Origin of the sequence: Kluyvera sp., from assembly GCF_047971185.1 — a bacterium.
GTDB lineage: Bacteria > Pseudomonadota > Gammaproteobacteria > Enterobacterales > Enterobacteriaceae > Kluyvera.
Genome location: NZ_JBKDZH010000017.1, coordinates 1 through 23891 on the forward strand (window position 1 = coordinate 1; position 23891 = coordinate 23891).

20 protein-coding genes, 1 tRNA gene and 2 pseudogenes are annotated in these 23891 nt (G+C 56.6%); 17 read left to right on the forward strand and 6 right to left on the reverse strand.

What is annotated here, in order from left to right; genetic code table 11:
- Together ACK5JN_RS04095 and ACK5JN_RS04100 are read right to left on the reverse strand one after the other, a co-directional pair.
- Nucleotides 1-575: TCP-1/cpn60 chaperonin family protein (locus ACK5JN_RS04095; RefSeq protein ID WP_416868992.1), on the reverse strand; the 575-nt coding region annotated here is incomplete at its 3' end.
- A gap of 35 nt (nucleotides 576-610) precedes the next feature.
- A complete protein-coding gene (locus ACK5JN_RS04100) occupies nucleotides 611-904 on the reverse strand; it encodes a co-chaperone GroES (RefSeq protein WP_416868993.1) in 294 nt (97 codons plus the stop codon).
- Between the two features lie 252 nt (nucleotides 905-1156).
- Here ACK5JN_RS04100 and yjeH point away from each other — a divergent pair.
- Nucleotides 1157-2381, forward strand: a pseudogene (gene yjeH / locus ACK5JN_RS04105) (L-methionine/branched-chain amino acid transporter).
- 71 nt (nucleotides 2382-2452) lie between these two features.
- On the opposite strand, the gene ACK5JN_RS04110 reads toward yjeH, so the two are convergent.
- A complete protein-coding gene (locus ACK5JN_RS04110; protein WP_416868994.1) occupies nucleotides 2453-2929 on the reverse strand; it encodes an FxsA family protein in 477 nt (158 codons plus the stop codon).
- A gap of 338 nt (nucleotides 2930-3267) precedes the next feature.
- Between ACK5JN_RS04110 and aspA the strand changes: the two genes are divergently transcribed.
- From aspA to ACK5JN_RS04135, 5 genes are all read left to right on the forward strand, one after another.
- Nucleotides 3268-4704, forward strand: coding sequence for an aspartate ammonia-lyase (aspA, locus tag ACK5JN_RS04115; RefSeq protein WP_416868995.1), 1437 nt, complete (start codon nucleotides 3268-3270; stop codon nucleotides 4702-4704).
- A gap of 110 nt (nucleotides 4705-4814) precedes the next feature.
- Nucleotides 4815-6116 (forward strand): anaerobic C4-dicarboxylate transporter, encoded by a 1302-nt coding sequence (locus ACK5JN_RS04120; RefSeq protein ID WP_416868996.1) that lies wholly within the window; start codon nucleotides 4815-4817, stop codon nucleotides 6114-6116.
- A gap of 105 nt (nucleotides 6117-6221) precedes the next feature.
- The gene (cutA, locus tag ACK5JN_RS04125; protein ID WP_064546792.1) at nucleotides 6222-6545 is read left to right on the forward strand and encodes a divalent cation tolerance protein CutA; all 324 of its coding nucleotides are present in this window, start codon (nucleotides 6222-6224) and stop codon (nucleotides 6543-6545) included.
- On the forward strand, nucleotides 6521-8218 hold the full coding sequence (locus tag ACK5JN_RS04130; protein ID WP_416868997.1) for a protein-disulfide reductase DsbD: 1698 nt from the start codon (nucleotides 6521-6523) through the stop codon (nucleotides 8216-8218). The genes cutA and ACK5JN_RS04130 overlap by 25 nt, the downstream gene beginning before the upstream one ends.
- Nucleotides 8219-8263: 45 nt before the next feature.
- On the forward strand, nucleotides 8264-8839 hold the full coding sequence (locus ACK5JN_RS04135; RefSeq protein WP_416868998.1) for a transcriptional regulator: 576 nt from the start codon (nucleotides 8264-8266) through the stop codon (nucleotides 8837-8839).
- Here ACK5JN_RS04135 and ACK5JN_RS04140 read toward each other — a convergent pair.
- Together ACK5JN_RS04140 and ACK5JN_RS04145 are read right to left on the reverse strand one after the other, a co-directional pair.
- Nucleotides 8836-9426 (reverse strand): LysE family translocator, encoded by a 591-nt coding sequence (locus ACK5JN_RS04140; RefSeq protein ID WP_416868999.1) that lies wholly within the window; start codon nucleotides 9424-9426, stop codon nucleotides 8836-8838. The two genes, ACK5JN_RS04135 and ACK5JN_RS04140, sit on opposite strands and share 4 nt — an antisense overlap.
- Before the next feature lie 37 nt (nucleotides 9427-9463).
- The gene (locus ACK5JN_RS04145; protein WP_416869000.1) at nucleotides 9464-10312 is read right to left on the reverse strand and encodes an AraC family ligand binding domain-containing protein; all 849 of its coding nucleotides are present in this window, start codon (nucleotides 10310-10312) and stop codon (nucleotides 9464-9466) included.
- 169 nt (nucleotides 10313-10481) lie between these two features.
- On the opposite strand from ACK5JN_RS04145, the gene ACK5JN_RS04150 reads away from it, so the two are divergent.
- From ACK5JN_RS04150 to ACK5JN_RS04175, 6 genes are all read left to right on the forward strand, one after another.
- Nucleotides 10482-10557, forward strand: a tRNA-Phe gene (locus tag ACK5JN_RS04150).
- Between the two features lie 184 nt (nucleotides 10558-10741).
- Nucleotides 10742-11245: a DUF523 domain-containing protein gene (locus ACK5JN_RS04155; protein ID WP_416869001.1), complete on the forward strand. Its 504-nt coding sequence runs from the start codon at nucleotides 10742-10744 to the stop codon at nucleotides 11243-11245.
- 214 nt (nucleotides 11246-11459) lie between these two features.
- The gene (locus tag ACK5JN_RS04160) at nucleotides 11460-12215 is read left to right on the forward strand and encodes a MurR/RpiR family transcriptional regulator (RefSeq protein WP_416869002.1); all 756 of its coding nucleotides are present in this window, start codon (nucleotides 11460-11462) and stop codon (nucleotides 12213-12215) included.
- A complete protein-coding gene (locus ACK5JN_RS04165; RefSeq protein ID WP_416869003.1) occupies nucleotides 12212-13534 on the forward strand; it encodes a 6-phospho-beta-glucosidase in 1323 nt (440 codons plus the stop codon). Before ACK5JN_RS04160 ends, ACK5JN_RS04165 begins: the two co-directional genes overlap by 4 nt.
- 15 nt (nucleotides 13535-13549) lie before the next feature.
- The gene (locus ACK5JN_RS04170) at nucleotides 13550-14239 is read left to right on the forward strand and encodes a 6-phosphogluconolactonase (RefSeq protein WP_416869004.1); all 690 of its coding nucleotides are present in this window, start codon (nucleotides 13550-13552) and stop codon (nucleotides 14237-14239) included.
- A gap of 6 nt (nucleotides 14240-14245) precedes the next feature.
- Entirely contained in the window at nucleotides 14246-15562 is a 1317-nt protein-coding gene (locus ACK5JN_RS04175) for a PTS sugar transporter subunit IIC (RefSeq protein ID WP_416869005.1), read from the forward strand.
- 61 nt (nucleotides 15563-15623) lie between these two features.
- Here the strand turns inward: ACK5JN_RS04175 and ACK5JN_RS04180 are convergent, their stop codons facing one another.
- Nucleotides 15624-17042, reverse strand: a complete 1419-nt coding sequence (locus ACK5JN_RS04180; RefSeq protein WP_416869006.1) for a UDP-N-acetylmuramoyl-tripeptide--D-alanyl-D-alanine ligase — start codon at nucleotides 17040-17042, stop codon at nucleotides 15624-15626.
- Nucleotides 17043-17261: 219 nt separating this feature from the next.
- On the opposite strand from ACK5JN_RS04180, the pseudogene ACK5JN_RS04185 reads away from it, so the two are divergent.
- The 5 genes and pseudogenes from ACK5JN_RS04185 to ACK5JN_RS04205 form a co-directional block, all read left to right on the forward strand.
- Nucleotides 17262-18896 (forward strand): annotated as a pseudogene (locus ACK5JN_RS04185) (Mur ligase); the annotation flags it as partial.
- A gap of 54 nt (nucleotides 18897-18950) precedes the next feature.
- The gene (gene lapG / locus ACK5JN_RS04190) at nucleotides 18951-19649 is read left to right on the forward strand and encodes a cysteine protease LapG (protein ID WP_416869007.1); all 699 of its coding nucleotides are present in this window, start codon (nucleotides 18951-18953) and stop codon (nucleotides 19647-19649) included.
- A gap of 9 nt (nucleotides 19650-19658) precedes the next feature.
- A complete protein-coding gene (lapD, locus tag ACK5JN_RS04195; protein WP_416869008.1) occupies nucleotides 19659-21599 on the forward strand; it encodes a cyclic di-GMP receptor LapD in 1941 nt (646 codons plus the stop codon).
- Nucleotides 21600-21617: 18 nt separating this feature from the next.
- Nucleotides 21618-21959, forward strand: coding sequence for a tryptophan synthase subunit beta (locus tag ACK5JN_RS04200; protein WP_416869009.1), 342 nt, complete (start codon nucleotides 21618-21620; stop codon nucleotides 21957-21959).
- Nucleotides 21960-22297: 338 nt separating this feature from the next.
- A partial coding sequence (locus ACK5JN_RS04205; protein WP_416869010.1) for a retention module-containing protein occupies nucleotides 22298-23891 on the forward strand: 1594 nt, incomplete at its 3' end.

A 23891-nucleotide genomic window follows, 5' to 3' on the forward strand; every position in this document is an offset into this window, starting at 1 on the left:
CCTTCAACCACGTCCAGTTCGTCTTCCAGACCGGTACCGTCTTCAACGGTGATCACGCCTTCTTTACCGACTTTATCCATCGCTTCAGCGATCAGTTTACCGACGGTTTCGTCGGAGTTAGCGGAGATGGTACCTACCTGAGCAATGGCTTTAGAGTCAGAGCACGGTACGGACAGCGCTTTCAGTTCTTCAACGGCGGAAGCGACAGCTTTGTCGATACCACGTTTCAGATCCATCGGGTTCATGCCCGCAGCAACGGCTTTCAGGCCTTCGGTGATGATCGCCTGAGCCAGTACGGTTGCGGTGGTGGTACCGTCGCCTGCAGCGTCGTTCGCTTTAGAGGCCACTTCTTTGACCATCTGCGCACCCATGTTTTCGAACTTGTCTTCCAGCTCGATTTCACGTGCTACGGATACGCCATCTTTGGTGATGGTTGGTGCGCCGAAGGATTTATCCAGCACTACGTTACGGCCTTTCGGGCCCAGGGTCACTTTGACTGCGTCTGCCAGTACGTTAACGCCGCGCAGCATTTTTACACGTGCGTCGTTACCAAATTTTACGTCTTTAGCTGCCATTTCTTCTATTCCTCAAATTCGTTCGCGCGTAATTCTTACGCTTCAACAATTGCCAGGATGTCGCTTTCAGACATGATCAACAATTCTTCATTGTCGATCTTCTCAGATTTCACGCCGTAGCCATCGTTGAAAATCACGATGTCACCAACTTTAACGTCCAGCGGCTGCACGGTTCCGTTTTCCAGAATGCGGCCCTTACCGACAGCGATGATTTCGCCACGAGTTGATTTTGCTGCCGCAGAACCGGTCAGAACGATGCCGCCAGCAGATTTGGTTTCAACTTCTTTGCGTTTGACGATCACACGATCATGTAACGGACGAATACTCATTGATAGCTCTCCTTTGAGAAAGTCATTATCAGTTATGGGTGACGCCGGGCCGTACACGGTTTTCCGGCTAGTGCCAGAGAGATGGGGGTAGTTATTTTGGCCTTCAAGGGGTCCCCTTAAAAAAAATTTTGCCCTCGCCGTTAATCACGATAAATCGCTGAAATATCGGCTCAGAACAGCACAATGCCGCTGGGCCATAAGAAGAGGTGATGTGTTAAAATTTTGCTCTTTGCCAGGGGATGGAAGCACGTCATGTCAGGTCTGAAACAGGAGTTGGGGTTCGCGCAGGGAGTGGGGTTATTGTCGACGTCGCTGCTAGGCACCGGCGTGTTTGCCGTGCCGGCGCTGGGCGCCATCGTGGCCGGGAATAACAGCCTGTGGGCCTGGCCCGCGTTGATCGTGCTGGTTTTCCCGGTGGCGATCGTCTTTGCGCTGCTCGGGCGCTATTACCCCAGCGCGGGCGGCGTCGCCCACTTTGTCGAAATGGCCTTCGGCCCGCGAATGGCAAGAGTGACCGGCTGGCTGTTCCTGTCGGTGATCCCCGTTGGTCTGCCCGCCGCGCTGCATATCGCCTCCGGCTTTACCCAGGCGCTGTTTGGCTGGCACGGCTGGCAGCTGCTGATGGCCGAAATGGCCACGCTCGGTCTCGTCTGGTGGCTGGGCCTGCGCGGCGCCAGCTCCAGCGCGAACCTGCAAACGCTGGTTGCGGTAATGATTGTCGCCCTGCTGGCCGCTATCTGGATGTATGGCGACATCACCTTAAAAGATATTCCGTTCCCTGCGCTGCCGGATATTGAAATGTCACCGCTGTTCGCCGCGCTATCGGTGATGTTCTGGTGCTTTGTCGGCCTGGAAGCGTTCGCCCATATGGCCTCAGAGTTTCGCCGCCCGGAGCGCGATTTCCCCCGCGCGCTGATCGTCGGCCTGCTGCTGGCGGGCATCGTCTACTGGGCCTGTACGGTGCTGGTGCTGCATTTCCACGCCTACGGCGCGGCCAACACCGCTGCAGCTTCGCTGCCCACCATCGTCGTGCAGCTGTTCGGCGTGCAGGCGCTGTGGGTGGCAAGCGTGGTCGGCTTCCTCGCCTGCTTCGCCAGCCTCAATATCTATATTCAGAGCTTCGCCCGTCTGGTGTGGTCGCAGGCGCAGCATAAACCAGAGAGCTATCTGGCGCGTCTGTCACCGGGGCTGGTGCCGCGCAACGCGCTGAGCGTGGTGATTGGCAGCTGCATGGTGAGCACGATCGCCAGCTACTGGCTGGACATCAACCTTGATGCGCTCATCATCTATGCCAACGGCATTTTTATCATGATTTATCTGCTGTGCATGCTGGCTGCTGGCGGGCCGCTATCGCGCGCTGTCGGTGATAGGCGTGGCGTTATGTCTGCTGCTGCTGGCGATGGTGGGATGGAAGAGCCTATATGCGGTCGTGGTGATGGCGGCGCTGTGGCTGCTGCTGCCGAAAAGGAAGGCCTGAGCATTCCCGCACCAACGCCATAAAAAAAGCCGGAAGCACAACGCGCTCCGGCTTTTTATCATCGCCACGGCTTATGGGCGATTATCGTCTTTATGATCCAACTGGTCAGGACGTTCGTCCTTACGCTGATACTCACCGTCGAAGGTCTGTCCGCTTGTGGTACCCCCCGCAAATCCGCCGCCCGGCATCCGATTAAAGTGCAGGTATGGCATCAGCTTCACGGTGAGGTGTTTCTGCACCGGCGGCAGCAACAGCACCAGACCTAAGAAGTCGGTGAAGAACCCTGGCAGCAGCAGCAGTATACCGGCCAGGATCAGCGATACGCTTTTGATCATCTCGGCCGCCGGGCTTTCACCCGCCTGCATTTTTTCCTGCATCAGCATCAGGTTTTTAAAGCCCTGATTACGGACCAGCGACATGCCGATCACCGAGGTAAAAATAACCAGAATCAACGTCATCAGGACGCCAAACACATGGGCGACCTGGATAAAAATAGAGATCTCGATGTAAACATAGAGAAATATGGCAACTAACGGTATCCAGCGCACTGGCATCTCCTGTGAGGTCAACAACGCGTATCACGCGCGTGCAGCGAGTCATCATTCTCTGCACTAAATTGAAATGGTGGTGAATTGCCGTATTTCAATCAGCGGCGGCCCATATTTTTGTCAACAATCGTCAAGCGGTGATTCATTTCACAAATCAATAATTCTTATCAGTTACGTCTGATAATAAGTGATCCAGATTACTGCAATCCGCTATCATCAGCATATGATCATGGACACTGGGCCGATTAAGGAAATAATCTGCGGTCAGAAAAACGCATGACCACAAAAATCCTGCGTATTTGGTGAAATCATTGGCAGCTCGCAAAAAGAAGGTTCACATGCTAAACAACATTCGTATCGAAGAAGATCTGTTGGGTACCAGGGAAGTTCCTGCTGACGCTTACTACGGCGTTCATACTCTGAGAGCGATTGAAAACTTTTACATCAGTATCAGTAAAATCAGCGACATCCCGGAGTTTGTGCGCGGGATGGTCATGGTGAAGAAAGCGGCGGCCCTGGCGAACAAAGAACTACAAACTATTCCAAAAGGCGTAGCCAACGCCATCATTGCGGCCTGTGATGAAGTCCTGAATAACGGCAAGTGCATGGATCAGTTCCCGGTAGACGTCTACCAGGGCGGCGCGGGCACTTCCGTCAACATGAACACCAACGAAGTACTGGCGAACATCGGCCTGGAGCTGATGGGCCACCAGAAAGGTGAATACCAGTACCTGAACCCGAACGACCACGTCAACAAATGCCAGTCCACCAACGACGCCTACCCGACCGGTTTCCGTATCGCGGTGTACGCCTCTATTGTGAAGCTGGTTGATGCCATTCATCAGCTGGGCGAAGGCTTCCAGCGTAAAGCCGTTGAGTTCCAGGACGTCCTGAAAATGGGCCGTACTCAGCTGCAGGACGCGGTGCCGATGACCCTTGGCCAGGAATTCCACGCCTTCAGCGTGCTGCTGAATGAAGAAACCAAAAACCTGCTGCGCACCGCCGAGCTGCTGCTGGAAGTGAACCTTGGCGCGACCGCTATCGGTACCCGCCTGAACACCCCTGACGGCTACCAGCAGTTAGCGGTACAGAAACTGGCGGAAGTCAGCAATCTGGCGGTCGTTCCGGCTGAAGACCTGATTGAAGCCACCTCCGACTGCGGCGCGTACGTCATGGTCCACAGTTCGCTGAAACGTCTGGCGGTGAAGATGTCGAAGATCTGTAACGACCTTCGCCTGCTCTCCTCCGGCCCGCGCGCTGGCCTGAATGAAATCAACCTGCCGGAACTGCAGGCTGGTTCTTCTATCATGCCAGCCAAAGTGAACCCGGTGGTGCCAGAAGTGGTGAACCAGGTGTGCTTCAAGGTGATCGGCAACGACACCACCGTCACCATGGCGTCTGAAGCCGGTCAGCTGCAGCTGAACGTGATGGAGCCGGTGATTGGCCAGGCGCTGTTTGAGTCTATCCACATCCTGACTAACGCCTGCTACAACCTGCTGGAAAAATGCGTCGACGGCATCACCGCGAACAAAGAAGTGTGTGAAAGCTACGTCTACAACTCTATCGGCATCGTCACCTACCTGAACCCGTTCATCGGCCACCACAACGGCGACATCGTCGGGAAAATCTGCGCCGAAACCGGTAAGAGCGTGCGTGAAGTGGTGCTGGAGCGCGGCCTGCTGACGGAAACAGAGCTGGACGATATCTTCTCGCCGCAGAACCTGATGCATCCGGCGTATAAAGCGAAGCGTTACACCGATGAAAGCGAACAGTAATTTTTCTCTCTAATAAACTGAGGCATGTCATGATGACATGCCTTTTTTGTTTCTATAATTCACGAAAACACAACAATTACATATCAACTTGTTAAACAAGGAAGGCTAATATGTTTGGAGCAGAACTGGTCATTGTGCTTCTTGCCATCTACTTAGGGGCAAGACTCGGGGGAATAGGCATCGGCTTTGCCGGCGGCTTCGGCGTGCTGGTATTAACGCTGATATTTCAAATCACGCCCGGCGCCATACCGTTTGACGTCATTGAAATCATCATGGCGGTGATCGCCGCGATTGCCGCCATGCAAATCGCCGGCGGGATGGATTATCTTGTCAGCCTCGCCGAGCGCCTGCTGCGTCGGCACCCCAGGTACATTACGTTTCTGGCCCCGCTGGTCACCTGGTTTATGACCATCCTCGCGGGGACCGGGCACACCGCGTTCTCCACCCTGCCGGTGATCACGGAAGTGGCGAAAGAGCAGGGCATCCGCCCTTCCCGCCCGCTTTCTATCGCCGTGGTAGCCTCGCAGATTGCCATTACCGCCTCGCCCATTTCGGCGGCGGTGGTGTTCTTCGCCGGTATCCTGGAGCCGATGGGCGTGAGCTACCTGACGCTGCTGGCGATCTGTATTCCGGTCACGCTGATTGCCGTGCTGCTGACCTCCATCGTCTGTAACTTCCTCGGCTGCGAGCTGAAGGATGACCCGGTGTACCAGGAGCGTTTGGCCAAAGGGGAAGTGCGCCTGCGCGGCAGCAAGGTCTTTGAGCTGAAGCCGCACGCTAAGCGCTCGGTGCTGCTGTTCCTGGTTGGCATCGTCGCGGTGATGTTCTACGCCACCGCCATCAGCGACACCGTCGGGCTGATTCAGAACCCGGTACTGCCGCGTAACGAAGCGATCGTCGTGTTTATGCTGACCATCGCCACGCTGATCTGCATCACCTGTAAGGTCGACACCGGTGAAATCCTCAACGCCAGCACCTTTAAATCCGGGATGAGCGCCTGCGTGTGCGTGCTGGGCGTCGCGTGGCTGGGTGATACCTTCGTGAAAGCGCACATCGCCGACATTCAGGCGGTGGCGGGCGATCTGTTGCAGAACTATCCGTGGCTGCTGGCGGTGGTGCTGTTCTTCGCCGCAACCCTGCTCTACTCCCAGGCGGCTACCACCAAGGCGCTGATGCCTGCGGCGCTGATGCTGGGCGTCACCCCGCTGACGGCAATTGCCTCCTTTGCGGCGGTGTCCGCGCTGTTCGTCCTGCCAACCTACCCGACGCTGCTGGCGGCGGTCGAGATGGACGACACCGGCTCTACCCGTATCGGTAAATACGTCTTCAACCACGCGTTCCTGATCCCGGGCGTGATCGCCATTGCGCTGTGCGTGATCCTCGGGTTTATCTTCGGCGGGTTAATCCTTTAACGCCGGTAAATATCCTTAACGTCGGGCCGCTCTGCGGCCCGATTCACTCAACCCACCTCAAACGCCGTGCTATAGTGCCTCTTTTCATCAATAACGAGGTTTACAATGAGCACTCCCGACGCTGTAGTGGTCCTCTGTACTGCTCCGGATGAAGCCACCGCCCAGGACCTGGCGGCCAAAGTACTGGCGGAAAAATTAGCCGCCTGCGCGACCCTGCTCCCCGGCGCGACCTCGCTATACTATTGGGAGGGGAAGCTCGAGCAGGAGTATGAAGTACAGATGCTGCTAAAAACCGATCTTGCCCACCAGCAGGCGTTGCTGGACTGCCTGAAGGCGCATCACCCGTACCAGACACCAGAACTGTTAGTGTTACCCGTTACTCACGCAGATGTTGATTATCTCTCATGGCTCAACGCATCCTTACGCTGATCCTGCTGCTGTGCAGCACTTCAGCCTTCGCCGCCGGGTTATTTGACGGGCCCGGCCGCAGTAATTTTATTCCTGCTGATCAAGCCTTTGCCTTTGATTTCCAGCAGAGTCAGCACGAGGTCAATCTGAGCTGGCAGGTGAAAGAGGGCTACTATCTCTATCGCCAGCAGATCAAAATTAACCCGGCTAATGCCAGCATCGCCCCGCTCCAGCTCCCCAAGGGCGAGCCGCATAACGACGAGTTTTACGGCAAAAGCGAAATCTACCGCCAGCGCCTGGTGGTGCCGGTGACGTTGACCCAGGCCACCCATGGCGCAACGCTGACCGTTACCTATCAGGGCTGCGCCGACGCGGGCTTCTGCTACCCGCCGGAAACCCGGACCGTGCCGCTGAGCGCGGTTTCTGCCCTTCCCCCTCTCCCCTCCGGGGAGAGGGCCGGGGTGAGGGGCGACACCAGCGCGGACTTACCGTACTCCGCCCTCTGGGCGCTGTTAATCGGCATCGGCATCGCCTTCACCCCCTGCGTGCTGCCGATGTATCCGCTGATCTCCGGCATCGTCCTCGGGGGTAAACAGCGCCTCTCCACCGCTCGCGCGCTGTTGCTGGCCTTTATCTACGTGCAGGGGATGGCGCTCACCTACACCGCGCTTGGCCTGGTGGTGGCCGCCGCCGGCATGCAGTTCCAGGCCGCGTTGCAGCACCCGTACGTGCTGATTGGCCTGTCGGCGGTGTTTATCCTGCTGGCGCTGTCGATGTTCGGCGCTTTCTCGCTCCAGTTGCCTTCATCACTGCAGACCCGCCTCACCCTGATGAGCAACCGCCAGCAGGGCGGCTCCGCCGGCGGCGTGTTCGCCATGGGGGCGATTGCCGGGCTTATCTGCTCGCCGTGCACCACCGCGCCGCTGAGCGCTATTCTGCTGTATATCGCCCAGAGCGGTAACCTGTGGCTCGGCGGCGGTACGCTGTACCTGTACGCGCTGGGCATGGGGCTGCCGCTGATTCTGGTCACCGTGTTTGGCAACCGCCTGCTGCCGAAAAGCGGGCCGTGGATGGCGCACGTCAAAACGGCGTTTGGCTTTGTGATCCTCGCGCTGCCGGTATTTCTGCTGGAGCGGATTATCGGCGACGTCTGGGGGCTGCGGCTGTGGTCGATGCTGGGCGTAGCGTTCTTCAGCTGGGCGTTTATTACCAGTCTTGGTTTGAACAAACCGTGGCAGCGCATCGGGCAAATTGCTCTGCTGGCCGCCGCGCTGGTGAGCGTGCGCCCGCTTCAGGATTGGGCCTTTGGCCACACGACCGCACAGACTCAGGCGCATCTCAACTTTACCCGCATCAGCAACGTCGAGTCGCTGAACGCCGCGCTGGCTACCGCCCGCGGTAAACCGGTAATGCTCGACCTGTACGCCGACTGGTGCGTGGCCTGCAAAGAGTTTGAGAAGTACACCTTCAGCGACCCACAGGTGCAGCAGGCGCTGCAAAACACCGTGCTGCTACAGGCCGATGTGACGGCCAACAGCGCACAGGACGCGGCGCTGCTAAAACATTTACAGGTACTGGGCCTGCCGACCATCCTCTTCTTTGATGAAGACGGCAACGAGCAGCCCGCCCTACGGGTAACCGGCTTTATGGACGCCGCCGCGTTTCGCGCGCATTTGCGCGATCGCCAACCGTAGACAACACTTTGAGACGGATAGCCGTCGGGAACGGAGGAGAATACCGTGCAACGCGAAGACGTATTGGGAGAAGCCCTACAGCTCCTTGAGCAAGAAGGGATTGCAAGCACCACGCTGGAAATGGTGGCCGAGCGCGTGGACCGTCCGCTGGATGAACTGCGCCGCTTCTGGCCGGACAGCGAAGCGCTGCTGTATGACGCGCTGCGCTATTTGAGCCAGCAGGTGGAAACCTGGCGTCGCCAGCTGATGCTGAACGAAGAGATGACGGCGGAAGATAAACTGCTGGCTCGCTACGCCGCGCTGACCGACTGCGTGACCAAAAACCGCTACCCCGGCTGCCTGTTTATCGCCGCCTGTACCTTCTACCCGGACGCCGAGCACCCGATTCACCAGCTCGCCAACCAGCAGAAGCAGGCCGCGTTCCACTTCAGCCACGAGCTGTTAACCCAACTGGAAGTGGACGATCCGACAATGGTCGCGAAACAGATGGAGCTGGTGCTGGAAGGCTGCCTCAGCCGCATGCTGGTCAACCGCAGCCAGGTCGACGTGGATACCGCGCACCGTCTGGCGGAAGATATCCTGCGCTTCGCAAAATGCCGCCAGGGCGGCGCGCTGACCTAGGCCAGCATCCCCGCCCACGCGGAGAGCAGCAGGCACAGCGCCATCAGCCGCTGAAACCGCACCATCGCCACGGTGGTGCGGAACACCCGATTGACCGCCTTCCCCAGCCACGCCCAGCACAGCAGACACGCCACCGAGATCAGCAAGAACCACAGCGCCATCAGTGCGACGTCGCGCAGCGCGTGTTCACTCGCCGGAGCAAACAGGCTGACCACCGCCAGCGCCAGCATCCAGGTTTTCGGGTTAATGACCTGCAACAGCGCCGCCGCTTTGGCGGTAAAGCGGTGATGCGTCTGTCCGGAGATAGTCGCCGCCGGGGCGCAGAACAGCTGCCAGCTCATCCAGGTCAGCCACAGCACACCCGCCCAGCTCATCATCTGCCGCACCAGCGGGTACTGACGCAACAACTCGCCCGCTCCTGCGCCGGAAATCAGCACAATTGCGCTGGCCGCCGCGCAGCCGCTGACCAGCGCCGGAAGCGTCGCCTTTACGCCATAGTGCTGGCTATTGGTCAGAACGAGAATGTTAGTCGGCCCCGGCGTAATTGACGCGACGAAGGCAAACAGCAGAAACGGCATGATATTCACAGGTGGACTCCTTCTTATTAGAGCCCTGACTGTGCCGTTATTTACTGGAAACGTCTGGAAGGTTTGTGCACAACCGACGGTAGTGCGCAGGCGAGATACGGTACGCTCGCTGGAACCAGCGCCCAAGGTGGCTCTGGTCAGCAAAGCCGAGCGTCGCCGCCACGTCAACCGGCTGCTCACCCAGCGACAGCAGCTGACGCGCTTTCGCCAGCCGCAGCTGGATCAGCCACGCGTGCGGCGCCAGGTTGAACTCGCGCTTAAAGCTGCGCGTCAGGGTAAACCGGTCGGTCCCCGTCTCGCGCGCTAAATCCGAGAGCCCGATATTGTCGCCCATATGCGCATGCAGATAGTCCCGCGCGCGGTGGGCAATCGCCGCGCTTTGCATCGCCGACGGCAGCCGCTTGCGCCACTGGCAGTGCGCGGTGAGCTGCGCCAGCAGGCCATCCATGCTGCTCTGCTGCACAATGCGCATCTCATCGGTATGCAGCGTGCTGAAGGTCTGATGAATCGCCCGCACCAGCTGCGGCTCACGGGTCAGCGTTTGATTGAAGTGCAGCGAGTAGCTATCCGGCGTAGCGTCGTATAGCCCATGTAACGTGTTCGTCAGCCAGCGCTCATCGAGATAAAAGGTGAGATAGGTAAAGCCACCGGCAACGGGCGCGTCACCGTCGTGGATTTCGCCCGGTTCCAGCAAAAAGGCATCACCCGGCCGACTATGATGACGCTCACGACGGCAGTGAAACTGCTGCGTGCCGGCCAGGGTAATCCCCACCAGATAGCTGTCGTGCCAGTGCGGATCGAAGGCATGCCCTTCAAAGTGCGCTTTGATCGTTTCAATGCCCGTGTCGGCATGCTGTCGCAGCTCAAGCCAGTCTTTCGTTGCCATACCGCCCCCCTTTCGCCGCCAGCATTGCCCGATTATCGCGTCGCTGTCTGGAAGATTTGTGCAAACGCGCGGCGTAAACGCGTAGATTGCCGCAATAGTAAGCAGTTGAACAGCTTTTCGGTGATTTTGGTTGACGTAAGAGAGCGACTACGGTTTAATGCGCTCCGTTGCCCGGATAGCTCAGTCGGTAGAGCAGGGGATTGAAAATCCCCGTGTCCTTGGTTCGATTCCGAGTCCGGGCACCACTTCTTCAGAAAACCCAGCCTATGGCTGGGTTTTTGCTTTTTAGGATCCTGCTATTTTTCAAGCCTTATCAAACGTCTGCGCTGAATCCGCTCCTCAACCCCATTTTCACCTCAACGGGTTTCCGTTACCCTATAGCCGCAGGCATCGCGACAATCGCCTTGCCACGCATCCTCAGGGTTTCCCATGACCGCCAAACACAAAATCCTCCTCAGCGCCTGCCTGGCCGGGCACCGCGTGCGTTACAACGGCACCGATAAATCCTGCACCGCACACCTGCTGCAACAATGGCGTGATGAAGGCCGTCTGGTTATTCACTGCCCGGAGCTGGCGGCGGGGCTTGAGGCGCCGCGACTGTCAGCGGAGATGGTTAACGGTCAGGGTAATGACGTGCTGAACGGGCGCGCACAGATGGTGGAGAGCGACGGGCGCGATGTCACACAGCCCTACGTGCTGGCCGCCTGGCTGGCGCTGCAAACCGCGCAGCAACACGGCTGTCGGTTTGCGATTATGACCGACGGCAGCCCCACCTGCGGCAGTCAGCACGTTTATGACGGCTCGTTTCGCGGCATGAAGGTGCCGGGCGAAGGGGTGGCGGTGGCGCTGTTGCGCGAGCACGGCATTGAAGTGTTCAGCGAGTCTCAGTTGGATGCGCTGCGGCAGCGGCTTGATGAAGTTGAGAGGGTATAGTGGTCGCCCACCCGGCGTCGGTGCCATGCCTCTCATCCGGGTAGCCTGATACCTTGCGCCTCCCTACTTCAGAGAAAGTCCCTTCATGGAAATTTATAACTCAGATCACGGAAATTAATTTCTAAATCATAAAACCTATTTCCGTCCTCCCCTTGTTAAGATCCCTCCCGAGAGCCAGTGCGGCGTCAGCGCCGCATAATAAAAGGTGCACTCCATGCGTAAAGATTTAACCAGCAATGAGCTGCGGATTTATAAATTCTGTCAGGAGAACCCGGCAGAGGTTTATAAGATGAAGATTCATGAACTGGCCGAGCGTGTTTATACCACCGCGCCGTCTATTTCAAAATTGGTCAAAAAATTGGGCTTTAATAATTTCCAGGAGTTTAAAGTCGACGTCCGCGATGTTTTTTCGATGTCGCAAAACTCGCAGCATCATAATGCGTTTGTCAGCGAGTATCTCCAGGAAATGCAGAATGCGTTAACCCGAGTGTCGGAGAGTAAAGTCAAAGCCTTTTGCGACTTCTTATCCGCCTGCAGCACGATTATTACCTGGGGCTATGGCACCTCGGATAGCGTGGCAAACTATGTCAGCTATAACCTGATGGTGCTGGGCTTTAATATCCTTAATGAAACGGACTATACCAACTGTAATGTCCGCAGCCGTTTTCTGACCGCCAACGATTGTGTGCTGATTGTCTCCAACAGCGGCGAGTCAGAAATGCTCGAAGAGATAATCCTTAACGCCCGGAAAAACGGTATCAAAGTGGCGGCCATCACCAGCCGGGAAAATTCGACGCTGGCGCTAAAGGCCGATGCTGCACTGATTTATAAAAATGCCATTATTAAAGACACCGCTTTCGAAAATATCAGCTATCCCATCCAGATAGCCATCATCGATATCATGCTTTTCCATTTATCCAATGTCAGAAAAGTATCGCTGAAATTTAATTCAAAGGTAGAAGACTCATGACCAAACTTAAACTCGTTGTGATTGGCGCTGGCAGCAGCTATACCCCCGAACTGATCGAAGGGGTAATTAAGAACCATCATCAGCTACCGATATCCCATATTGCTTTTGTCGACATCGAAATGGGCAAAGAGAAAATGAACATCATTTTCGAGCTCACCAAAAGAATGCTGGCCAAAGCTGGTTTACCGATTGATGTCAGCCAAACCTTCGACCGCAAAACGGCGCTACAGGAGGCGGACTTCGTCGTCACACAGCTGCGCGTTGGCGGTATCGACGCCCGAATCGTCGATGAAAAACTGCCGAAGTCATACGGTTTTATCGGCCAGGAGACCAACGGCGCGGGCGGGATGTTCAAAGCGCTACGCACCATCCCGGTCATCATTGAAATTGCCAATGAAATGAAAGCGATCTGCCCGAACGCCTGGCTGATTAACTTCACCAACCCAGCTTCGATGGTGACCGAAGCGGTGCTCAAATACAGCACTAACAACCGGGTAATTGGCCTGTGCAATGGCCCGATCAATATGACCCACCAGGTTGCAGGCCTGCTAAACGTCGACGTTAACGATTTATACGTCGAGTTTAAAGGCTCCAACCATATGAACTTTATAACTAAAATCCTGCATAACGGCGTCGATCGCACGCGCGAAACGATCGACTTAATCAACGCCGCGGATGTCGACCAACTGAGCTTTAAAAACGTCAGCAACGAGCAGTTTAATAAAGAGCTGCTGGCCGCCACCAACCTGATCCCGTCCTCGTATTTAAAGTACTACCTCAAAACCACCGAGATGCTGGCCGAGCAGGAGGCCGCCGAGCTGTCACGCGGTGAAATCGTCAAAAATATCGAAGCCGAGCTGTTTAAAAAATACAGCGATGTCACGCTTCAGGATAAGCCTAAAGAGCTGGAGGCCCGCGGCGGCGCGCTCTATTCCACCGCCGCACTGAACGTCATTCGCGCTATCTACCTCAACGATAAGAGCATTCAAACCGTCAATGTGCGCAACGGCGGGGCAATCACTAATTTACCGGAAGACGCGGTGGTTGAGGTGAACTGTGTCCTCACACGTAATGGCCCTATGCCAATTTGTACTGGCGAGATCCCGTCACCGGCCAGAGGAATTGTATCGATGATGAAAGACTATGAAGCGCAAATCGTGAAGGCCGCCGCCACCGGTGACTATCAGGCGCTGATCGCGGGCTTCCTCTTTAACCCGTTGTGCTCGAGCGATAACCAGGGCGTTGAATTAGTGAAAGAAATGCTGCGGGCCAATAAACACTATCTGCCGCTGTTCGCCAGAACCATTGCCTCACTCTAATCGCGGGAGACACCGATGAAATGTACAGCTTTTGCTAGCAACGCCGCGCTGGCGGAGCAGGTGGTCAGCGAACTCTCAGCGCTTAAGCCGCATTCCCGCGTGCTAATCCCTTCGGGGAGCACACCGCGCTGGGTTTATGACGTGCTGGCGACAACGACCATTGCCGAACACCTCACTTTCTTTGCGCTGGATGAGTGGGTCAACGTGCCCAGCGAGTCCGACGGCAGCTGCCTGAGCATGATCAATCAGGACTTTGTGCATAAATGCGCGCATCCGGTGCAATTAATCCATTTTGATCCTTATGCCTCGACGGCGCAGAACATTGCCCATTACCACGCTGCGTTAAACGGTAAAGAGTTTGACTATGTGATTCTGGGCGTAGGCATGAATGGGCATATTGGCTTAAACGAGCCGGGTGTTTCATTCGATGAGGATTATCTGCAAACCAAACTGGATGACATCACCGTTAACGTCGCCAGCCATAAATACTTCTCGGGCGATGTCACGCTGACCGAAGGGATTACCGTTGGGCTGAATAAAATCATTAAAGCTAAAAAAGTGATTGTCATTATCAACCACGACGCGAAAAAAAGCGTCTATCAGGACATCGTTAACGGCGACGCGCATAACACCCAGGTGCCGGCCATCTATCTCAAGCAATTCCCGCACGTTCATTACTACATTACAAAAAACCTTAAAGGGTAAGCGGAAATGAGCATAACCTCTCTACTCGAACAAAAGATGTTGCCGTTGGCCGAGAAAATCTCGTCAAACATCTACCTGACCGCCCTCAAAAATGCCTTTATCGCCCTGATTCCTTTTTTAATCGTCGGCTCCTTTTTCCTGCTGCTCACCAACTTTCCGATTAGCGGCTACAACGAGTTTATGACCTCGCTGCTGGGCAAAGGTACGTTGGATAAACTCAATTACGGGATTAATGCCAGCTATGGCTTAATGACCCTTCTGGTTATTATCTCGTTCTCAAAGGAGTTAGTTGAAAAGCTTAATCTCAGCCAAAGCGCCGCTATTTTACCAGTAGCCATCTTCTTCTTAATGCTGCCGGGTAGCGTCACCACAGAGTCTGGAGATATCGTTGCTGGCGCTTATGCGCTGCTCGACTTTAGCTCTGAATCGATGTTTTTAGGCATCATTGTTACCGTGGTGACCATTAAGCTGATGGCGCTTCTGGAAAACAAAGCCTTTACCATCAAAATGCCCGCCAGCGTGCCCCCTGAAATTGCCCGGTCGTTTAAATCTCTGGTGCCGATTTTAGTGGTGCTGCTGTTCTGGATAATCATCAAGGTCCTGTTTGAAAATACCCATTTCGGCACTCCGGGGAAATTTATCAACGTCGTGCTACAGCAACCGCTGCTGTATTTAGGGAACTCGATCTTTTCCCAGCTGATTGCCGAGATGATGATCAGCCTGTTCTGGTTCTTCGGCATTCACGGCGACTCGATTGTGTCATCGGTCATGGGGCCCATCTGGCAAACGCTCAGCGCACAAAACCTGGCGCAAACTCAGGCCGGGCTGGCGGCAACCAATATCATTACCCAGCAGTTCAGGGATGTGTATTTAATTGCCGGCGGCACGGGCTTTACCGGCGCGCTGCTGATTAGCATCTTTATGGTCGCCAAAAGCACGCGCCTGAAGCAGCTGGCCAAACTGGCATCGCCTGCGGCCATTTTTAATATTAACGAACCGGTGATTTTTGGTTTGCCGATTGTCCTTAACCCGCTGATGCTGATCCCCTTTCTGATCACGCCAATCGTACTGTGCACCGTCACCTATGCGGTGATTGCGCTAGGTTGGGTGCCCCCGACCTCCGGAATTTCCATTCCATGGACCACGCCAATCTTTATTTCTGGCTTCCTTACCACCGGGATTTCAGGCGTCATCTTACAGGCGGTGAATCTGGTTATTGCCACCGCCATTTATACGCCGTTCGTGCGGATTCTGGATAAACAATATCTTCATGAGGAAAACCGGGTAGATAGCCTGACTGCAGAGGTGCAAACCCAGCAATAAAAGTCAGTGCACCAGGCCCTCTCCCACCGTGGATAGGGCCTGTTCCTGCGGACATTTGGGGCTAACGGGAGGCCAGTCGCTTCAGCCAGCTCACCAATTTCCACACCTGGGTCGAATGCGAACCCTTAAGCAGCACGATATCGCCATCCTGAATGTCCTTGAGATAGGCGTCTTTAAACGCCTCCACCTCGGCCAACAACCTGTAGTGCTTATGCGCAGAAAACTCGTCAGCATAGGCGGCGTACTGCTGGCCAATCAGGTAAATGGTATCAATCTGGCTTTGATTAATACCGTCAATCAGCGCGCGGTAATAGCGGTCATATTCATCGCCCAGCTCGGCCATTTCTCCCAGCACCAGCACTTTTCGCCCCGGCGAAATTGACGCACTAAGCTGCGAAACCGCCATCATCATCGAGCCGGGATTGGCGTTGTAGGCATCATCAATCACCGTCAGCGGGTGTCCGTCCACGGTCAGAGGATTGACTTCCCCTCGCCCCGGCAGCGCCTGGAAGCGCGTCAGCCTCGCCAGCGCGGCCTCAGGGGAATAGCCTAGCGCCGACACGACGGCCAGCGTGGCGACGCTGTTGAGCGCCATGTGCAGGCCTTCCGCCTGCAGCGTATAGCGAAAACGCTGGCCAAAAATATCGGCCTCGACGCCGTGAGTCGCCGGGTCGTAGGCGGACAAACGGCAGTCGCACGCCTGATGCTGGCCGTAGGTCACAATTCGTAAACCCTGCTTCACCGCCGCGGCATAGATACAGTCCCACTCCTGCATATCACGGTTGAGCACCGCAATATCGCCGGGCTTCATGCCCAGAAAAATCATCGCCTTGGTGCGCGCAATATCGTGCAGCGACTGATTTTCTTTCAGATGAACCGCCTGAATATTCGTCACCATCGCCACGGTTGGCCGCACCATCCGCGTACTGATATCCATACGGCCAATGGCGATTTCCAGCACCACCTGCGGGGTATCCCACGGCATTGAAGCGATATTCCACGCAACGCCGCGCGGCAGGTTGGCATTTTGCGCGCTGCCGAGCGCCGGCCCCCACTCCGCCAGCGCCGCGGTCAGCATGGCGACGCAGGTGGTTTTCCCCGCGCTGCCGGTGACGCCGATCACGTTACCGCTCATTTTGTCGCGGGCATAGCGCCCCATCAGCAGCAGCGCCTCGTTACGATCCGCAACCAGATAAACGGGCGTCGTGCCGGCGCTCACCCGCTCGGCATCATCCACGATAAAGGCGGCTGGCGGATACGGAAGCGTATCAAGCCGCTCCACCGGAACCCCACCGACTTCATTTTCCGCGCGCACGCACACCATATTGCCGGGCTTCATCGCAGGCGCGAAAATAGACACGCCTGTCGCCCGCCAGCCTTCAGGCGGCGGCGTAAGCCAACGGCCTGGTACCGCCTGCATTAATGATTCTGCGGTCCAGCAGGTGCCCTCTAAAAATCCATTTTCATTTTTCTGATCCATCTTCTCTCCAGCAAAATTCAATTCTGGCGCTACGCTGCCAAAAAAAGTATCAAATGAATGATTCAACTATTTCGCAGCCAAATAATTTGATCCTGATACGGTAATTTTCTATTCTCAGGGCAATATAGTAGAAATGTAGAATACATAAATCGCAATACGTAATGGTATTTTGATGCGATTCTACTCAGACAGGGCGTCACCGCATGACAAGGAGCTTAAATGTCACTGGGCCGTTTATTTGCGCATGTGCGCCCAAAACTCGACGCGTTTAACGCCGTCGAGCAGCCTGCCCCCTTCCCCGGCTACATCCTGTTTCTCAGCGCATGTAATAGCCAGCAACGCGCCTATACCGCCTATGCCTGCGGTCGCACGCTGGATGAGGCCTGGCAGAGTGCCGCGGACGATTTACAGCGCTGGACCGCTCAGCAGGCCGTTGCCCCAATCTGGCTACGCGCCGATCTGGTCGATAAAATCCAGACTCTGCGCTGGGACGCCCTCCAGGAAAAGCTCGGCAAGACCAAGCGGAACTATTTTCGCTTTGGCGTCAGCTTTACGCCCGATTTTCAGCGGCCAATCCTCGAGCAGGAGATCAACGCTAACGCCCTGCTGTATCACGGAAAAGAAGGCGTCGCGACGCCCAACACGCCGAATCTGCTGCACTTCTCCCGCTGGCGCTTCGGTAGCGAATTACGCTGGCCGGACAATCCCGAGCAGCTGATCTGGCGTTTTACCACGCGCAGCGTGTTTAGCGACGGCGAGCAGGTGTATCCCATTGAATCCAGCGGCCGCAATTCCGGCTATCGCCAGCTGTTAAACTGGCAGGAAGAGGCGCTCGACCCGATGATCGCCTCCGCCACCGACTACCTTGCGCGTCAGGTTCAGGCGTCGGGACGCTATGATTATGGCTGGTTCCCCTGCTTCGATCGGGCCATCCCGACCTACAACGCGCTGCGCCACGCCAGTTCAACCTACGCATTGCTGGAAGGCTGGGAAGTGACGCAGGAGCCCGCGCAGTTTGCCGCCATTGAGCGCGCGCTGTATAACCTTTCGAGCGAACTTATCGCCACCCGTACGCTAGCGGACGGCAGCGAGGCCGACTTTCTCATCGACACCGGCGACGAAATTAAGCTCGGCGGCAACGCGGTCTGTATTCTGGCGATGGCCAAATATACCGAGCTTACCGGCGACGAACGTTATCTGCCGCAAATGCAGCGCCTGGCGAACGGCATTGGCTTTATGCAAAAGCCGGAGACCGGCGGTTTTAATCATGTCCTGCACGCCGCTGACCTGTCGCTGAAGGCCGAACATCGCATTATTTACTACGATGGCGAAGCCGCCTTCGCGCTGATGCGCCTGTACGGCCTGACCAAAGCGCCGCGCTGGCTGGCGATGGTGGAACGCGCCATGGATCACTTTATCGCGCAGAAGCATTGGCAGGCGCACGACCACTGGCTAAGCTACTGTGTAAACGAGTTAACGCTGTACCGCCCACTCGAGCGCTATTATCAGTTCGGTCTGGACAACGTGCGCGATCACCTGGACTTCGTGATCAACCGCGTGACCACCTACCCGACGCTGCTGGAGCTGATGATGGCGGCATCGCGTATGTTGAGCCGTCTGGCGGCATCCGAGCACCGTCATCTGCTGGACGGCTTCAGCCTGGATACTTTCAACCTGGCGCTGGAAACGCGGGCGCGCTACCTCGCGAACGGTTTTTTCTGGCCGGAGCTGGCGATGTTCTTCAAAAATCCGCCCCGCATTGTGGGCAGCTTTTTCATTCGTCACCACAGTTTCCGGGTGCGAATCGATGACGTCGAACACTACCTTTCCGGCTATGTCGCTTACCGAAAACACTGGCGTCATCTGCATGGCTATACGGCATAATCCCCTGATGATGAGCGTTTCTGCATGAAGCGCCTGCGGGATATCGCCCGTCCGTTGATCTGGAAACGTGGGCTGTCGTTGCTGCTGGCGCTACTGCTGCTGGTACCGCCCGACCTGAGCGCAGGATGGGATTTCAATACCATCAACGAGCGGACTCAGCGGCTTTACGGCCCGGCTACGCCAACCGCCCAGCGCAATATTGACGCCTGGGAGGCGTTGCTTAAACAGCCGACGCAGGGCAATATTCAGGCCACCCTGAACCGCGTGAACCAGTTTTTTAATTCGCGCATCCGCTTTGTGGATGATATGACGGTGTGGGGGCAAGAAGATTACTGGGCAACGCCGGTCGAAGCCCTGCGTAAAGGCGCGGGTGACTGCGAAGACTACGCGCTGGCCAAATATTTTACCCTACGTGAATTAGGTGTTCCGGCCAGCCAGCTGCGAATTACCTACGTTAAAGCATTACAATTAAATCAGGCACATATGGTCGTGACGTGGTATTCGACGCCGGACGCTATTCCGCTGGTTCTCGATAACCTGAAGCCCGCCATATTACCCGCCACCGCCCGCAGCGATCTGCTCCCCGTTTACTCCTTTAACGGTGAAGGCTTATGGATCCCGCAGGCCAGCGGCAGCAAGCGCGTTGGCGACAGTACACGACTCTCACGTTGGCAGGATCTTCTCACCAGGATGCGTGCAGAAGGGTTTGTAATTAATGAATAGGAAGCGGTCATGTCCCTTTATAAACAGCTACTGATTGGCATCTGTCTGTTTACGCTGACGATCTTCTGCGGCAATTTTTTTGCCACGCTGGAAAGCTCGCGCGAGCAGTACCATAACCAGCTGAGCGCACATGCCCAGGACGCGGCCACCGCGCTCGGCCTGTCGTTGACCGCGCACATCGACGACCCGGTGATGACCGAGCTGATGGTGAACTCGATTTTCGACAGCGGCTACTTCTACCGTATTGAGGTCGTGGATATCAAAACCGGCAAGCCGATTATTGAACGCCAGAACGTCCCGCCCAGCGCCAACGTGCCGGGCTGGTTCGCCAACGTGGTGCACCTGAATCCCGGCCAGGGGGAAGCCATCGTGATGCGCGGCTGGACGCAGGCCGCGCGCGTCGAGGTGGTCAGCCACCCGATGTTCGCACTGTCGCGCCTGTGGAGCAGCCTGGTCGCCAGCTTCCTGTGGCTGACCGGCTGTAGCGCGCTGTGCATCCTCGGGGCGATGTTCCTGCTGCGCCACCGCCTGCGCCCGCTGAACTACATCGTGGAGCAGGCCACCGCCATCAGCCGTCGTGAGTTCCTGAGCCTGCCCGCGCTGCCGAAAACGCCGGAGCTACGCCGGGTGGTGGAAGCCACCAACATGATGGTAACCCAGCTTAAAGCGCTGTTCAGCGAGCAGGCCCAGCGTACCGAGTCACTGCGCCAGGAAGCCTATAACGATAGCCTCACCGGTCTGAACAACCGCCGCGCCTTCGACATCAAATTCCAGACTCGCCTGAGCGATGAAGACCACGCCGACGGCAACCTGATCCTGCTGCGGGTACAGGACCTGATGGGCCTCAACCAGCGCCTCGGCGGCGCCAATACCGACAAGCTGCTCAAAGCGGTGGCCGATATCCTCAACAACCTTCAGCAGCGGTTCTTCCATAGTGAAGGTTTCGTTGCCCGCGTGCGCGGCGGCGAGTTCGCGATTATCACCGCCCCGGTCCTCCCCACCGAGATGGAGAGCTTCGCTAACTCACTGAACACACAGCTGAAAGCGCTGTATGAAACCGGCCTGAGCGACGTCAACCCGGTAGCGCATTTTGCTGAAGTCGCCTTCCACTATGGCGACGTGCCGCAGAACCTGCTGCGTCAGGCGGACCAGATTCTGGTGGCTGCGGAAGCCGATATGCGCACCTTCGTCGACCCGGAAACCGCCGAACAACAGAATCCGGATGAAGATCACCACCACTGGCATCAGCGCCTGACCGAGATTCTGGATAAAGAGGCATTCGAGCTTTACTCCCAGCCGGTGTATGAGTGCAATAGCAAACATATTGTTTTACATCGTAAAATTCTGGCGCGTATCAAAACCGCCGAGGGCGAAATTATCCCTGCGGGCCGCTTTATCCCCTGGGTACGCCGCCTGGCGCTGGGCCGTCGGATGGACGTGGTGATGCTCAAACAGACGCTGCGCGCGATGGAAAGCACCACCCACGCTTTTGCGCTCAGCATTAGCGGCGAAAGCGTCGCCGATGACGACAGCCTGAACACCCTGCTCCAGCCGTTGAAAACCGCGCGTCATTTAACATCGCGCCTGACGCTTGAACTGGATGAGAACGAACTGCCCGAGCCGGAGCGCGTGAGCGTACTGGTGAAAAAGCTGCAGGAACTGGGCTGCGGGCTGGGGATTCAGCACTTCGGTGGCCGTTTCCACCTGATTGGCAACCTGCCGCAGTGGGGGCTGGCGTGGATTAAAGTCGACGGCGGCTACATCCATCACATCAATGAAGAAGAAGATAAAAAGCTCTTCATCGAAGCGATTTACTGGGCAACACGACAGATCAATCTACCCCTTATCGCCGAACGCGTAGAAACCGAGGGCGAGCTGGCCGTGCTGGAAAAAATTGGCCTCTATGGCGCAATGGGCCGCTATTTTAGCGATGCCAGCACACTACAATAATTTTTCAGGAGAGCTGCCATGCATTTTATTGAGCGCGATGGTGAAGGACGGATCGTTCGGGTCGAGGACGCGGAATTCAGGGGCATGACCGAGCAAAGCGCAGAGACAACCGCAGAGATTAGCGAATGGCTGAAAGTAGAAAGCCTGCGCGCGGCGACGCTCCAGCGGCTGCAACAGAGCGACCTGGATATGGTCCGCGTACTGGAAGACCTGATTGAAGTGTTGATGAGCAAAGGCGTGATCAGCATTACCGATCTGCCGCCAGCGGCGCAGAACAAACTGCTGAACCGCGCCCAGGCGCGTCAGACGCTGAGCGGGCTGGAAGGACTCATCGGCGATGACGATGAAGGTTTAATATAACCCAATAATAAAACTGATTATTTAAGGCACATGAAAAAATGTGCCTTAAATATAGTTAGCTTTCTAATCATCTAATGTCCCCTACCTATATTTGGCAATTCTTTACAATCCAATCGGATTAAAAGGACATTGAAATCAAAGAATAAATTTACATTTTGTCATATGGTAACTTTAGGCTATAGCCTATCGCCGATATCGGGTGTATTACAGCAATCAAAATATTAGTACTATTAACGTATCCAGCTGAAATCCCCTCATACCTCAGCGATAACTACACGATTAAATAAATATTTCTGCGGAAATGGAAAAGCCCGCGCAAGACCTAATGGGAGAGTAAGATGAACGGTATAGCCGGGACAATTAAAGCGATTATCGGTCAGGTCTTCGCTATTTCACCAGACGGAACCCGACGCCTGCTTGTAGAAGGCGATAAAATCCTCACCGGCGAGCAAATTGAAACCGGCGCCAGCGGCGCCGTCACGATCACTCTCCCGAATGGGAAAACGCTGGATCTCGGCCGCGACAGCCACTGGGACGGTAACCACAGCATCGCCGCAACGCCAGAGGCCACTGACGCAGACACCGCGGACATTGCCGCCATTCAGCAGGCGATTGCCGACGGTCAGGATCCGACACAAATTCTTGAAGCCACCGCAGCAGGCCCGCAAATCACCCTCAGCAGCGGCGAGGCGGGTGCCGGCGGCGCCCATACCCACGTTATCCTGGATCTCACCGGCGAAAGAGTCGATCCCACCGCCGGATATCCCACCGAAGGTCTCGATTTCCCAAATACGCCAATAGAAGAAGAACTGACGATTCTCGATCGGGAAGCGAGCGAGCGGGATGATGCGGATGCAGATGCCGATGCCGACTCAGATGCGGACGCTGATGCAGATGCCGACGCTGATGCCGATGCCGATGCCGATGCTGATGCCGACGCGGACGCCGATGCAGATGCGGATGCTGATGCCGACGCTGATGCCGACGCGGACGCTGATGCAGATGCGGACGCTGATGCCGATGCGGACGCTGATGCCGATGCGGACGCTGATGCCGATGCAGATGCCGACGCTGATGCCGACTCAGATGCGGACGCCGATGCAGACACGGACGCTGATGCCGACGCGGATGCCGACGCGGACGCCGATGCAGATGCAGATGCGGATGCTGATGCCGACGCGGATACCGACGCTGATGCCGACGCGGACGCTGATGCCGATGCCGATGCGGACGCTGTTGCTGACGCTGATGCCTATGCCGATGCTTATGCCGTTGCGGAGGCTGATGCAGATGCAGATGAAGACGCTGATGCAGACGCAGATGCTGTTGCTGATGCCGACGCGGACGCCGATGCCGATGCCGATGCCGATGCGGACGCTGATGCCGATGCAGATGCCGACGCGGATGCCGACGCGGATGCGGATGCGGATGCCGACGCGGATGCGGATGCTGATGCCGATGCGGACGCGGATGCCGACGCTGATGCCGACGCGGACGCTGATGCCGATGCGGACGCTGATGCCGATGCCGATGCCGATGCGGACGCCGATGCCGATGCAGATGCCGACGCGGATGCGGATGCTGATGCCGATGCAGACGCGGACGCGGATGCCGACGCGGACGCTGATGCAGATGCAGATGCGGACGCGGATGCAGATGCAGATGCAGATGCCGACGCTGATGCAGATGCTGATGCCGACGCGGATGCTGATGCAGATGCGGATGCCGATGCCGATGCAGATGCCGACGCGGATGCCGATGCTGATGCAGATGCGGACGCGGATGCAGATGCAGATGCCGACGCGGACGCTGATGCGGATGCCGACGCTGATGCGGATGCTGATGCCGATGCAGACGCTGATGCCGATGCGGACGCTGATGCAGATGCTGATGCCGACGCGGATGCTGATGCAGATGCGGATGCCGATGCCG